Here is a 14,459-nt window from a genome sequence, read left to right on the forward strand (position 1 = left end):
AGAAAAAAAACAGGAAGTGAAAATCTCCTGTTTTCAATTAGTCGTTTATTCTCTTTTTCATTTGTTTAATGGCCCCTTTTTCAAGACGGGACACCTGTGCCTGGGAAATACCAATTTCATCCGCAACTTCCATTTGGGTTCTCCCACTGAAAAATCGTCTTTCCACAATCATTTTTTCTCTCTCTGACAATCTGTCCAATTCATCGGTGACCGTCATGGAATCGACCCATTCTTTTTCACGATCTTTTCCATCACTTATTTGATCCATCATATAAATTGGATCGCCGCCATCTTGAAATACAGGTTCAAACAGCGATACAGGATCTTGAATAGCATCAAGTGCAAAGACCATCTCTTCTTTTGGCACATCAATCGCCCGGGCAATATCCTCAGCAGCCGGCTCTACAGATCGTTCTGCTGTCAATCTCTCTCTTGCCTGTAATGCTTTATACGCAATATCGCGAAGCGACCGCGAGACACGGATCGGATTATTATCTCGCAAATAGCGTCGTATTTCACCAATAATCATCGGCACCGCATACGTCGAAAAGCGGACATTATGACCTAAATCAAAGTTATCAATCGATTTCATTAAACCAATACATCCAACCTGAAATAAATCATCCGCCTGTTCATTGCGATGATTGAACCGTTGAATAACACTTAAAACAAGACGCAAATTCCCTGTAACAAGTTCTTCTCGCGCACTTTTGTCACCGCTTTGATATTTTATAAATAGAACTTTCATTTCAGGGTTTGTTAAAACAGGAAGCTTTGATGTATCGACGCCGCACAGTACAACTTTATTCCGGGCCATCACTGTTCCTCCTCATGATGTCTGTTTCTTAGAACAGTATTTCCGGCCCGAAAAATTTTATTCAGCGCAATTTATTCAATTCTTTCTTCAGTCGTCCAATGATTTTCTTTTCTAGACGTGAAATGTATGACTGTGAAATGCCAAGTAGATCAGCCACTTCTTTTTGCGTTTTTTCTTCTTGCCCATTTATCCCAAAACGCATTTCAATAATCTGCTTTTCACGGCCTTCTAGATCTTCAAGTGCTTCCGCCACTAAATGTTTGTCAACATCTTCTTCAATCCCTTTCGTAATAATGTCATTCTCTGTGCCAAGCACATCTGATAAAAGCAACTCATTTCCATCCCAGTCGACGTTTAATGGCTCGTCAAATGAAATTTCTGAGCGTATTTTATTGTTGCGGCGTAAATACATTAAAATTTCGTTTTCAATGCAGCGTGATGCATATGTTGCGAGTTTAATTTTCTTTTCAGGATTAAATGTGTTCACCGCTTTAATTAACCCAATTGCCCCGATGCTAATTAAGTCTTCAATATGGATACCGGTGTTTTCAAATTTACGAGCAATGTAGACAACAAGACGTAAATTACGTTCAATCAGCATCGCCCTAACCGCTTTATCACCGGATGGAAGCTTTGTAAGCAAGTGTGCTTCTTCATCACGAGACAGCGGCGGCGGCAGTGCTTCACTTCCACCAATATAGTAAATCGCTTTCGACTTCATTCCTGCTTTTTGAAGCACATTATACATCACATACATCCATTTTGTTTTGACAGGCCGCATATAAAATCACTCACCTTTCCATTCATTGTCGAACCATATTCGGATGCAAAATAAAATCAAATGATTGATCATCCGAGAGTATTGCTGTCGTAAATGTCACAAGCGCTTTCGGCGTTTGTATAGCTTTTCCGTCCATAAAAACTGTTAATTCATCTGTTCGAAAAGCAGGGAGCAGTTGTTTTTCAGCACCTAAGGAGCGAGCTGGTACCCAAATCATCTTTTCCGCCCATCGGTCCGGCAACCCTGATAACATCTCCTGTTCCCCGCTATGAACTGCAATTGGCCAGCTTTCACCTGCTCTAATTTGACAGACAGCCACTCCTTTTTTCGTAATCGGATCACATAATGAATTTCCCGTATCAATCAGTGCTATACCAGACCATTCCATTCCACAAATGGAAAATGTGACTGGTACTGTTTGTTTTTTTATATTCCGTTTCGTACTCAAGTTAAATAGACGGCGCTGAATAAAATAAAAAGCAGCTGAGATAGATACAATGAATAGCAAGACAATTGAAAACTGGCCAGAAGAATTTCCATTAAAAATAACAGACTGGAACCCGTATAACACACCGCCTGTTAAGAAAGTAACAAAATAAAAGGTGATAGCAGCAGATAAAAGGACAGCAATGCCGGTGATTTTAAAGGCAATAATAAGCATAAAAACAGGTGACAACATTTTAACAGCAAAATGATTAAGCCAGTCCCATCCTGTAATTAAATGCATGAACAGCGGGATCGTCCCGATCATCGAAGCAAGTAAAAGCCTTCGTGCCTGTAACCGTTTTCCCAACAAAATACCTGTCACAAGCAGCAGCAACCCATCCGCCGCAAAATTAAAAAGGACAATGACTTCTGCGTAACCGGTCAATTCACCCCTCCCTCTTTCCGGCTGCCTGTCCCATGATTATTAGTGTAGCGGATTTAGATTTCAATTTGTGTCGCAATGTGGGTGAATTTTTACAGCGATTTTTTCGAATTATGTCATTAACACAAAAAATCCTGCCACATATGTGGCAGGATCCATTCTATACTATTTATCTTCTTCTATTTCGGTTACGCAAAAATGTTGGAATATCAAGTGTATCTTCGTTACTTGGTTGTTGCTGTTGCTGACGAATTGGTTGTTCAGCTGGCTGCACAGCATCTTCACGTTTCACATCACGTGGTTGTTTTGACGGCTGCGGCGCTGCCTGCTGCTGAGGCTTCACCTGGCCAAGACCAGGACGAGATTGTCCACTTGGTCCACCGGGCTGAGACGGGAGTTCTTTAAATCCAGTCGCAATGACCGTGACAATTATTTCATCTTTTAAGTTCTCATTAATAACAGAACCGAAAATCATATTTACTTCTTGATCTGATGCAGAGGATACGATATCCGCCGCTTCCTGTACTTCATAAAGACTCAAGTTACTCCCGCCAGTAATATTCATTAACACACCTTGTGCGCCATCAATAGCTGTTTCAAGAAGCGGGCTGGAAATGGCTTTTTTCGCAGCTTCAACAGCGCGATTTTCACCGGATGCGACACCTATTCCCATCAAAGCAGAACCTTTATTAGACATGATTGTTTTCACGTCAGCAAAGTCAAGGTTAATCAAGCCAGGGACAGCAATTAAATCCGAAATACCCTGAACACCTTGTCTCAGAACGTTATCTGCTTCACGGAACGCTTCAAGCATTGGTGTGCTTTTATCAACAATTTCAAGCAAACGGTCATTTGGAATGACTATCAATGTGTCTACGGAAGCCTTCATTGATTCAATTCCGCCAGCTGCCTGTGTTGCACGTTTTCGCCCTTCAAACGTAAATGGACGTGTGACGACACCGACTGTCAGGGCTCCAAGATCTTTTGCGATTTGCGCAATAACTGGCGCTGCTCCTGTACCTGTTCCACCGCCCATGCCGGCTGTAACAAACACCATATCGGCACCTTTTAACACTTCTTCAATTTGCTCCTTACTTTCTTCTGCAGCTTTTTTGCCGACTTCCGGGTTCGCACCCGCGCCTAAACCGCGTGTCAATTTTGAACCAATTTGCATCTTTACTTCTGCTTTTGATAAATTTAGCGCCTGTGCATCCGTGTTAACCGCAATAAAGTCAACACCTTGTACACCGTGCTCTATCATTCGGTTTACGGCATTATTTCCGCCGCCGCCTACGCCGATTACTTTAATTGTTGCTAACGAATCTAAACTCGTATCAAATTCCAACATGGAAAATCCTCCTAATTCGTCATAATCTATTCAGCTTATTTATTCTTCAAAAAAATAGCCGAAAAGCCGTTTCATTTTCGATCCGACACCATCTTTTTGTTTGTCATTTTCTTTTTTGGACGGTTTAGCTTCCTTTTGCGCATCCTGTCGTTCTTTTCTTTCTTCTTTTTCCTTAGGCTGAACATCATTCGGCTCGCTTATTTTTCGACCGGTAAGACGGGCGGTTTTATACGCATATTTAATCAAACCGACGGCTGTCGTATATTGTGGCTCACGAACGCCAATATAATCCGGGATCGCTACACGAACACGATTTTGAAAAACATCCTGCGCGAGGTCCAGAATGCCATTCATGGCTGATGTGCCTCCAGTTAATACAAAACCGCCTGGTACATCATGGATACCTGTTTGGCGCAGATCTTCTACAATCATCATAAACAATTCTTCCATTCTAGCTTCAATAATTTCTGAAATTTCGAGCTGATTGAACTGGTCATGCTGATCACTTCCAATAACCGGAACACTAAAAACTTCCTCTTCAGATGCAAGATCATAAAATGCATGACCATGCTTTATTTTAATTTGTTCCGCTTCTTCTGTCGATGTACGAAGACCGATCGACAAATCTTTCGTAATATGTTCGCCCCCAACAGGTAATACTGTTGTTTGCTGAATATAACCATCTTTGAAAAATGATACGGTCGTCGAACCACCGCCAATATCCACTAACACTGTGCCAAGGTTTTTTTCATCGGTTGAAAGAGCAATTTCACCGCTTGCAAGCGGCTGAAGAACAATCTCATTAATTTCCAAGCCGGCACGTTCTACACAGCGCAATGTGTTATGTAAAAAAGTTCTTGAACCGGTAACGATAATTCCTTCCATTTCTAAACGGACACCTATCATACCACGCGGATCATTAATCTCATCAAACCCGTCCACAATAAATTGTTTCGCAATAACGTTTACAATTTCCCGATCAGGTGGGATAGACATAACCTGTGCCGCATCTTTTACACGAATGACATCTTCGCTCGTAATTTCACGATTTTCACTTGAAACGGCCACAACACCGTTGCAAGAATGAAGAACGGCATGATTGGCTGCAATGCCGACAATGACAGAGCTAATTTGAACACCTACCATACGCTCCGCCTGCTCAATTGCTTTTTTAATAGAATGGACCGTCTCGTCAATATCGACGACCGCACCTTTGCGAATCCCTTTTGACTTTACACTGCCGACACCGATAATATTTAAAGAATCATTAACCATTTCCCCAATGATCACCTTAATAGCGGATGTACCAATGTCAAGACTGACTAGTATTTCATTACTGTTCATGCTGAGGCACCTCCTTTACCATAAAAACCTGAATAATCGAACAACAATTCGCACCTATGTTCGTTAAAACATGTATAAAGAACGTTATTCGTCATATTCAATATATTTTCCTTTTTTTAGTTTAATATTTTTCTAATGTAATGTCTTTGAAACTCTCTCATACAAGTCTACACTAAGATAAGATGCTGGAAAAGGCTAAGTTGTCCCGTTTTCAAAAAGTTTATGGGCTTTCCGCCTCTTCCATGCCATCTCCTCCTTGCTGTTGCGAAGGATCATATGGTTCAAAATAAGAACCGACTTCAAGATTAATGATCCCCTTTACATTCGGGTCCAACTGGTTGGAAATGGACGGGTAATAGACCATCTTATCTGCAAATGTTGAAAGCGTCGCAGACACTTCAAATCCATCTGTCATAAATGCTTTTATATGAAGCGAATCATTTTTTTTCGGATCATAGTAAACTTCTGAAATGATGTTAACAACTTCATCCGGCAACATTTCAACGGCTTTTGCAAAGCGATTCAGCGCTTCGCCTTCTTTAAAATTATATAAAATAGGCAGCTGCGATGGTGCCCCTTGTATAGGGTCACTTAAAATTTTACCATTTTGTAAAATGGGGTATATCCCACCTTTGCGCGCTGCATAGGCAATTTCATTTTGTTCAATGATCTTTATCTTTAAGTCATTTGGAAAACCTATGGATATTGATGCCTCTTTAATACGATCATCTTTTAAGAGCCGCTCTTCCGCTTTATTTTTACCTGCTGCCCACATGCTTCGGCCAGCTTCAAGCCCACTTTGTTCAATAATTTCCCGCTCCATCATTAATTTATTGCCTTCTACATGAATTTGCGCCACTTTACTGAGCGGGGACTGCAAGTAAATTAAAAAAAGAGCAAGTAAGAAGAACATAGACAGGAGAATGAGAAGACGGCGGTTTGCTTTTCGTTTACGTATTTGCTTCAGCTTTGGAATACGCTCTTCTATTGAAATGATTTTTTGTTTATTCATGTACACACCTCTGTCCGTTTACGGACCAACAATCAGTTCAACCCCTATTATCTTCCTTCTGCAAGATCATTCATGACATTGTATAAACGATCTGCAGCATCTCGAATACCAAGTCGTTCTGCTTCATTTTTCATTTTGATTAATGATGATTCATTCATCAAAATCAAGTCGAGCTCCCGAACGAGAGTGTCGGCATTCAAATCTTTTTCCAAAAGAAGAATAGCTGCACCACGGTCAGTAAGAGTGCGCGCATTTTTCTCTTGATGATTATTTGTTACATATGGACTTGGTACAAGAATAGATGGAATACCGAGTGCTGTCAGTTCAGCAAGCGTTGTTGCACCTGCTCGCGAGACAACAAGATCAGAAGCTGCAAGCACTTCCGGCATATTATGAATAAATGGCACAATGGATACATTTGCCGGTTTTCCGGCTATTTCAAGCATCGATAAAACCTTTTCGTAATGAACGTCACCTGTTACGTACAACACTTGATAATCACGGCTCGACAAGTTCATTAAGGCACCAGTTACGGCATCATTAATCGGTTTTGCACCACGGCTTCCACCAAAAATAAGCACTGTTTTTTGTTCGCCTTGTAAATCGAATGTTTCCATTACACCTGCGCTGCTTGCTTCTATCACTTCAGAAGCACGTGGGTTTCCCGTTAAAATCGTTTTCTCAGCTGGGAAAAATTCTTTCGCTTCTTCAAAACAGACCGCAATTTTTTCAACATACTTACTTAAAAACTTGTTTGTTAAACCCGGTACGCTATTTTGTTCATGTATGATGGATGGAATACCCATTTTTGTTGCTGCATAAACGACCGGTCCGCATACGTAACCACCCGTACCGATCACAACATCCGGTTTAAATTCCTTTAGCATTTTTTTGCATTCATTTACGCCTTTTAAAAAACGCATAATTGTTTTCACATTTTCAAAGGAAACGGCTCGGCGAAAGCCTGTAATATCAATTGACCGAAAAGGAATGCCTTCCCGTGTAACGAGCTTAGACTCTAGTCCTTTTTCAGTTCCGATATATAAAAAAGATGTTTCCGGATGTTTCAATTTAATCATTCTAATAAGTGCGAGTGCCGGATAAATGTGCCCTCCAGTTCCCCCGCCGCTGATTACGATTTTCAATTAGGTTCACCTCAGTATTCATCTAGCAGCCTCGTGCTGTTTACACGGGCTGTCTAATGCATTCTCATCTTAAATCAATGCGTCACGAGAATCAAATATTATCTCGAAAAAGCAGAAAAATTCCTCCATTTTTACCCCTTTAAGCGGCTAATGCCTAGCACAATTCCGGCAGATGCCAGTGTCATCGTTAAAGAAGAACCGCCGTAGCTTAAAAATGGCAGTGTTACACCTGTCACAGGCATCAGCCCGATTACAACGCCTAGATTAATAAATGACTGCAGACTAATCATCGCTGTAATCCCACAAACAAGCAGCGCAGCAAATGGATCTTGGGTGCGCATACCAATATGAATGCCGCGCCAAATGAGTAGAAAAAAGAGAGTCATAATGAAGACCGCTCCGATCAAGCCCGTCTCCTCCGCCCAGATGGCAAAAATAAAATCTGTCTGTGGTTCCGGCAAATAATAATATTTTTGCCTGCTTTCTCCATATCCGTGTCCAAATAATCCACCCGGTCCAACTGCATAAAGCGACTGAATGATTTGAAAGCCGCTTCCGAGAGGGTCTGACCATGGATCAAGATACGCTGTTATCCGTTTCATCCGGTACGGCGCAGATGCAATTAAAATGACAAGTCCCCCTAAAGCAAATAAACCAGTCATAACAAAAAATCGAATCCTGGCGCCCGCGATAAACAACAGAAGAAAGGCCGTACCTCCCATTACTGCCGCCGTCCCAAGATCAGGCTGCAGCATAATGAGTCCAAATGCCATGACAAGAACGAAAAGTGGTGTAAATAGTCCTTTCCAGAATAAATGAATGACTTTTTTTCGTTCAGAAAGCAATACCGAAAAATAAAAAATGAGCGCAATTTTCATTAATTCTGATGGTTGAAACGAAAGTGATCCAACCCCAATCCAGCTTTGTGATCCATTTCTCACCATGCCAATCCCTGGAATGAGTACGGCTATTAATAAGAAGAAAGCGAGTAATAGCAATGGCTTGGCGATTTTTTTCCAGATTCGGTAATCAACAGTTGAAATACCAGCCATGATGATCAAGCCAATTGCAGCAAAGAATGCCTGTCTCTGGACAAAATAAAAAGGATTTTCATAGTTGAACTGCCCCCATACTTCTCCCGCACTTGCAACCATAAATAAACCTGAGCCGGTCAAAAGCAATACAAGCATCAAGAATACATAATCCGGCGCTTGTCTGAAAACGATTCTGCACTCCTTTCTAGGTACAAAGAATAAAAGCCGGAGCCTCATCCGGCTCCGGCTCTTCCTTATAGTCTATTCACACAATTAATAAATATGTCGCCGCGCTCTTCAAATGTTTTGTACTGATCCCAGCTCGCACATGACGGTGACAAAAGAACAACGTCGCCTTCTTCTGACAATGAAACAGCTTTTTCTACTGCATCATTCATATAATCAGCATTTTCAAATAATGAAATTCCCGCTTTTGCAGCTGTATTTTTCCATTTATCAGCAGTCTCTCCAAATGCAATAATTGCTTTTACTGATGTTAAATATGGAAGTAAATCATCAAATCCATTGCCGCGGTCCAGCCCTCCTGCAAGGAGAACGATGGGCGACTTGAAAGCTGTTAATGCACTTTTCGTCGCCAACGTATTTGTCGCTTTTGAATCATTGTAAAACTTCCTACCGTTCCATTCACGGACAAACTGCGTCCGATGGCGAACACCGGCAAATGTTTTTAGAACATGGCAAATTGCTTCTGTCGAAACACCGGACAGTTTTACAGCTGCAACCGCGGATAAAATATTTTCGAGATTATGATTACCCGGCAATGCAATATCCGCTGTATGCATAATTGCTTCCTCTTGAAAAAAAATAGTTCCCTCTTCAATATACGCTCCATTTTCCACTTTTTGATTCACTGAAAATGGAATAACCGCCGCTTGACTCGAGTCTGCCATCGACAGAAGTGCTTCCTGGTCGGCGTTAATAATCAAATAATCTTCTTCTGTTTGGTTTTTCGTAATATTCATTTTTGCACCGGCGTATTCTTCTTTTGAACTATGATAATCCAAGTGCGCATCATAAATATTTGTAATAATCGCGATATGAGGACGGAACGTTTGGATACCCATCAACTGAAATGAGGATAGTTCGATCACGACACAGTCGTCCTGTTTTGCCCTTTGCACAACTTCCGATGCGACTTCCCCAATATTTCCAGCTAGTACTGTCCCTTTTCCATCTTGTTTCATCATTTCATTAATTAATGTCGTCGTCGTCGTCTTTCCGTTCGTTCCAGTAATGCCAATGAAAGGCGCTTCTGAAATGAGTCCTGCGATTTCTATTTCTGTAATGACCGGAATGCCTTGCATCACTGCCGATGAAATAATGGGGTTCGAATACGGAATACCCGGGTTTTTAACGACGACTTCAAATCCTTCATCGAGAAGTTCAAGTGGATGGCTTCCACAAATGACATTGATCCCTTCTGCCTGAAGGGTCCGTGCCGCCTCATTTTCTTCAAGTGGCTTGCCGTCGTTAACGGTAACAACTGCTCCTAGTTTTTTCAATAGGGTCGCTGCCGCAAGTCCGCTTTTTGCAAGACCGAGTACGAGCACCTTTTTTCCATTAAACTGATTGATTTGCTTCATAAATTCCATACTCCAATCCAGACGCCTATCGCTGCGGCCACAACCCCGACAAACCAGAATGTGACGACAACACGCCATTCTGACCAGCCGCCCAGTTCAAAATGATGGTGCAGCGGGCTCATTCTAAAAATTCTTTTACCTCTTGTTTTAAAAGACCATACTTGTAAAATAACCGATAGCGTTTCTGCAACGAATACGATACCGATTAACAATAATAAAAATTCAAATTTCGTTAAAATAGATAATACTGCAATCGCACCACCGAGTGCCAGTGAACCTGTGTCACCCATAAAAACATGCGCTGGATAAGCATTGAATACAAAAAAGCCGATAACCGCGCCGACAACGGCAAAAGCAAAAATTGCTGTTTCTTCAAGCCCCTGACTCCATGCAATAACCGCGTATGCACCAAATGCAACGGATGCAGTGCCCGATACAAGGCCGTCTAGTCCATCCGTTAAATTGACAGCATTTGAAAAGCCGACAAGCCAAAACAAGACAAATAAGGCATATAAAATCCCAACATCAATCGAAAAGAAGCCAAATGACAGCTCTGTTGATAATCCATGTTGTACATAAATAATATAAAATATAATGGAAATGACAATTTGCCCGATTAATTTTTGTATAGATGTCAATCCAAGGTTTCGTTTCATGACAACTTTAATGAAATCATCAAGGAAGCCGAGTAGCCCGAAACCAATTGTGACAAGCAGCAATAAAATCGTTTCTGGGCCTACCGATCCAAACAACTGCACGAAAAACAATGTTGTGATTACGATGGAGAGTAAAAAAACGAGCCCCCCCATCGTCGGTGTCCCTGATTTTTGCTGATGCGACTCTGGCCCTTCTTCTCGAATACTCTGTCCAAATTTTAGCCGGCGTAAAAATGGAATAAATAACGGTGCAATGAGAACTGTTATAAAAAAGGAAACAGCGATGACGAATCCAATCTGCCATTCACTCATGCGAACCCTCCTTTCTTATCACTAAGTGCTTCTTTTGCGACTTCACGGTCATCAAAATGAATCACATCCTGACCAATAATTTGATATGTTTCATGTCCTTTGCCGGCAATCACAACAGCGTCACCCGGTTTTGCCATAGCGATAGCCTGGTGAATTGCTTCTTTCCTTTCATCAATGACCGTATACTGCTTTCCGATCACACCAGCTTCCATATCGGCTAAAATGGCCGCCGGATCTTCACTTCGAGGGTTGTCCGATGTAAAGATTGCTACATCTGCATACTGACAAGCTGCCTGTGCCATTAACGGCCGCTTCATTCTATCTCGATCGCCTCCGCATCCAATGATGACCATGACCCGCCCGGTCGTCAGTGGACGAACAGTTTGAAGCACGTTAACGAGACTGTCTGGTGTGTGAGCATAATCGACAATAACGGAAGTACCACTTTCGTTTGGCACCATTTCAAATCGGCCCGCTACACCATCTACTCGTTCAAGTGCCACTTTCATTGTTTCTGCTGCAACAGATGAAACAAAACCTGCTGCAAACGCTGCAAGCACATTATATACATTGAACAATCCCGCTAATTTCGACTGAATATCAATCGTTCCACCTGGATAATGAATAGTAAATGCCGTTCCTTCTGACGTAAGACGAATATCCTTCGCTTGAATATCCGCGGAGGATTTGACACCGTAAGTAACGACAGACGCGGCTGTCATCGCTTCATATACACATGATGCCTCGTCGTCTACATTGAGCACAGCGTAGGCTTGATTCTCTGCATGAAACGAATTGCCAAGACGTGCGAACAGAAGGCCTTTTGCTGTCCGATATTCTTCCATTGTCCGGTGAAAATCGAGATGGTCCTGTGTTAAATTTGTAAAGACCGCTACATTAAACTGTGTACCATTCGTACGGCCCTCCTGCAGTGCATGAGAGGACACTTCCATCACAGCAGATGAAACACCCGCCTTTTTCATCTTCGCAAACGTTTTTTGCAATGTTAAGCTTTCCGGTGTTGTGTTTTTTGTTTCAATCATTTCATCGCCAATTTTCATATACATTGTCCCTATTAAACCAGTTGTCTCGCCGTTGGCCCGAAGAATTTCTTCGATCAAATGACTCGTCGTCGTTTTTCCATTTGTACCGGTAATGGCAATGAGATGAAATGATTCAGTTGGATGTTCATAAAAATGCGCAGCCAGCTGTGCCATTACTCTTTTCGTACTGCGCACATAAATAACAGGTACCGGTACATCTACCGGCTGCTCGGCAATAATGGCTACCGCTCCTTTTGATACTGCTTCTTTTGCCAAACTATGGCCATCAAATGTATACCCTTTTATACAAATAAAAATCGACCCGTCAGAGACAAGACGGTGGTCGTTTTCAATCGATGTAACTGCCGGATTCCCCACTTTATCCTGACTGTAGAATGGAATGGCCGCGAGCAAAGTTGATAAGTCCACACTTTTCAATCCTTTCTATTAAAAAACAATATGTACAATTCCTGAGATTTCTATTGTAACGAAAAAAAGCCACCGAAGCGAATGCTTTTCAGCCTGTTTCGGTAATTTTCGGCGGCTTCGCTCAACTATTTTAATAAAACGCGCACTTTACTGCCTCTTTCTACTTTAACACCTGCTGATGGTGATTGCGATGCTGCTATTTCACCACTGCCTTCAATTTCAATATCAACATTAATTAATTGTTCTTTTAATTCTTGCTTCGTCAAACCAACAAGATTAGGTACTTCAATCATATCGGGATCACTCCACGTTTTTTCTTTTTCAATCTGATTTTTTTGCGGTTCCACGCCTAGCAGTGGCAGTACATCCGCCATCATCTTCCCGACAATCGGTGCGGCTACCGTTCCACCAAATTGTACTGTTCCTTTCGGGTTATCGATCGCTGTATAAATGACCACTTTCGGATCGTTAGACGGTGCCACAGCGATAAACGAAACGATATGATTATTTTCTAAATAACGTCCGTCTTTCGCTTTTTGCGCCGTTCCTGTTTTCCCGCCAATCCGGTAGCCTTCTACAAAGGCATTTCGACCGGTTCCTTTTGCGACGACACTTTCAAGTGCCCGACGAACTTCACTCGAAGTTTCCTCTGAAACGACACGTCTTACTTTTTTCGGCTCGTTTTCAATCATTACTTTCCCCGTTTTCGGATCCGTCCAGTTCATCGCTACATACGGACGATACAGTATACCACCGTTGACAGCTGCTGAAACCGCAGTAACCTGCTGGATAGGTGTGACCGCTACCCCCTGTCCAAAGGCCGTTGTTGCATCTTCAACAGGACCCGCTGACTGCTCCGTAAATAATATACCTGTTCCTTCCCCATATAAATCAATACCCGTTTTTTGTCCAAATCCAAATTTACGAATATATTGGAAAAGTGTTTTTTCACCGAGACGGCTCCCCATTTCAACGAAGCCCGGATTACATGAATTTTCAACGACTTCAAGAAACGTTTGATGACCATGCCCTTCTCGTTTCCAACAGCGCAGTCTCGTCCCATTGACGACTACATAGCCCGGATCATGAAAATGTTCTTGATCAAGATCAACTTTCTTTTCCTCTAGCGCCGCCGCCAGTGTAATAATTTTAAATGTTGAACCCGGTTCAAATGTGCTCCACACTGGCAAATTTCGGTTATACACATCCGGGTCATAATCCCCAAATGATGACGGATTGTACGACGGCCGAGATGACATGGCTAGTATTTCACCGCTGTTCGGATCCATCGCAATCGCCATTGCCCCTTCCGGCTTGTACATTTTTTCTGCGTTATCCAGTTCTCGCTCAACTACGGCTTGAATTTTTGCATCAATCGTTAGTTGCAAATCCATTCCGTCTTCAGGCGGTATATAGCTATCAGCCATACCTGGCATTTTTTCCCCTTTCGCGTCGGTGTACATTTGAACGGAACCCGCTGTTCCTGCTAACTTTTTATCGTAGTATGCTTCGATTCCTGCCAGTCCCTGATTATCTACACCGGTAAAACCAATAACGTGAGCAAGGCGTTCATTCAACACGTAATCCCGGATCGAATCTTCCCCAACCCATACACCTTTCAACTGCAATTTCGTTACTTTCCTGGCTGTTTCAACTGAAAGATTCCGACCTCTTGACTGAAGACGTTCAATCGATGAGCGCTTCGTCATTCTTTCCAATAAAACGGATTCTTTTTCATTCAAAATAGTGGCCAGCTTACGCGCTGCTGTTTGAGCATCTTCAATTTGTGCTGGAATCACGTAAACAGATGATGTATGTTTATTTCCAACAAGAACTGATCCATTTCGGTCTTTAATAAAACCACGCTCCGGCTGGGCAGGAATGCTTCTTCCCCATAGTTCTTCCGCTTTTTCGGTTAACTCACTGCCGATCGACAACTGAATATAGGCCGTCCGAACAATGAGAACTGTGAAGGCTATGAGTGAAACAGCAAGAAGCCAAAACATTCTATTGCGCAAAGATTCCCTCTCCTTTCTCCCTCCAAGACTATATGCAGAAGAAAAGAA

General features: G+C 42.2%; 12 protein-coding genes. All 12 read right to left on the bottom strand.

What is annotated here, in order from left to right; all coding sequences use genetic code 11:
• Positions 1 to 37: 37 nt before the first annotated feature.
• The 12 genes from sigG to BLL40_RS06445 all read right to left on the bottom strand — a co-directional run bounded on the left by sigG (position 38) and on the right by BLL40_RS06445 (position 14,399).
• Complete coding sequence (gene sigG, locus BLL40_RS06390) at positions 38 to 817, bottom strand: RNA polymerase sporulation sigma factor SigG (protein WP_073711078.1); 780 nt, start codon at positions 815 to 817, stop codon at positions 38 to 40.
• Positions 818 to 878: 61 nt separating this feature from the next.
• Positions 879 to 1,598, bottom strand: a complete 720-nt coding sequence (gene sigE, locus BLL40_RS06395) for an RNA polymerase sporulation sigma factor SigE (RefSeq protein WP_018392273.1) — start codon at positions 1,596 to 1,598, stop codon at positions 879 to 881.
• Between the two features lie 22 nt (positions 1,599 to 1,620).
• Positions 1,621 to 2,469, bottom strand: coding sequence for a sigma-E processing peptidase SpoIIGA (locus tag BLL40_RS06400; RefSeq protein ID WP_073711079.1), 849 nt, complete (start codon positions 2,467 to 2,469; stop codon positions 1,621 to 1,623).
• A 166-nt stretch (positions 2,470 to 2,635) separates the two neighbouring features.
• Positions 2,636 to 3,814: a cell division protein FtsZ gene (gene ftsZ, locus BLL40_RS06405; protein WP_073711080.1), complete on the bottom strand. Its 1,179-nt coding sequence runs from the start codon at positions 3,812 to 3,814 to the stop codon at positions 2,636 to 2,638.
• Positions 3,815 to 3,853: 39 nt separating this feature from the next.
• Complete coding sequence (gene ftsA / locus BLL40_RS06410; RefSeq protein WP_073711081.1) at positions 3,854 to 5,158, bottom strand: cell division protein FtsA; 1,305 nt, start codon at positions 5,156 to 5,158, stop codon at positions 3,854 to 3,856.
• A 220-nt stretch (positions 5,159 to 5,378) separates the two neighbouring features.
• The gene (locus tag BLL40_RS06415; RefSeq protein ID WP_073711082.1) at positions 5,379 to 6,170 is read right to left on the bottom strand and encodes a cell division protein FtsQ/DivIB; all 792 of its coding nucleotides are present in this window, start codon (positions 6,168 to 6,170) and stop codon (positions 5,379 to 5,381) included.
• 47 nt (positions 6,171 to 6,217) lie between these two features.
• The gene (gene murG, locus BLL40_RS06420) at positions 6,218 to 7,315 is read right to left on the bottom strand and encodes an undecaprenyldiphospho-muramoylpentapeptide beta-N-acetylglucosaminyltransferase (protein ID WP_073711083.1); all 1,098 of its coding nucleotides are present in this window, start codon (positions 7,313 to 7,315) and stop codon (positions 6,218 to 6,220) included.
• A 131-nt stretch (positions 7,316 to 7,446) separates the two neighbouring features.
• Complete coding sequence (gene ftsW / locus BLL40_RS06425) at positions 7,447 to 8,508, bottom strand: putative lipid II flippase FtsW (protein WP_095532831.1); 1,062 nt, start codon at positions 8,506 to 8,508, stop codon at positions 7,447 to 7,449.
• A 95-nt stretch (positions 8,509 to 8,603) separates the two neighbouring features.
• Positions 8,604 to 9,953, bottom strand: a complete 1,350-nt coding sequence (gene murD / locus BLL40_RS06430) for a UDP-N-acetylmuramoyl-L-alanine--D-glutamate ligase (RefSeq protein ID WP_073711084.1) — start codon at positions 9,951 to 9,953, stop codon at positions 8,604 to 8,606.
• Entirely contained in the window at positions 9,950 to 10,921 is a 972-nt protein-coding gene (mraY, locus tag BLL40_RS06435) for a phospho-N-acetylmuramoyl-pentapeptide-transferase (protein ID WP_073711085.1), read from the bottom strand. The genes murD and mraY overlap by 4 nt, the downstream gene beginning before the upstream one ends.
• Positions 10,918 to 12,393, bottom strand: coding sequence for a UDP-N-acetylmuramoyl-L-alanyl-D-glutamate--2,6-diaminopimelate ligase (locus BLL40_RS06440; RefSeq protein WP_073711086.1), 1,476 nt, complete (start codon positions 12,391 to 12,393; stop codon positions 10,918 to 10,920). The genes mraY and BLL40_RS06440 overlap by 4 nt, the downstream gene beginning before the upstream one ends.
• Positions 12,394 to 12,518: 125 nt before the next feature.
• Entirely contained in the window at positions 12,519 to 14,399 is a 1,881-nt protein-coding gene (locus BLL40_RS06445) for a stage V sporulation protein D (RefSeq protein ID WP_073711262.1), read from the bottom strand.
• Between the last annotated feature and the right edge of the window lie 60 nt (positions 14,400 to 14,459).

Source organism: Domibacillus mangrovi (genome assembly GCF_001906925.1).
Taxonomy (GTDB): Bacteria; Bacillota; Bacilli; order Bacillales; family Domibacillaceae; genus Domibacillus; species Domibacillus mangrovi.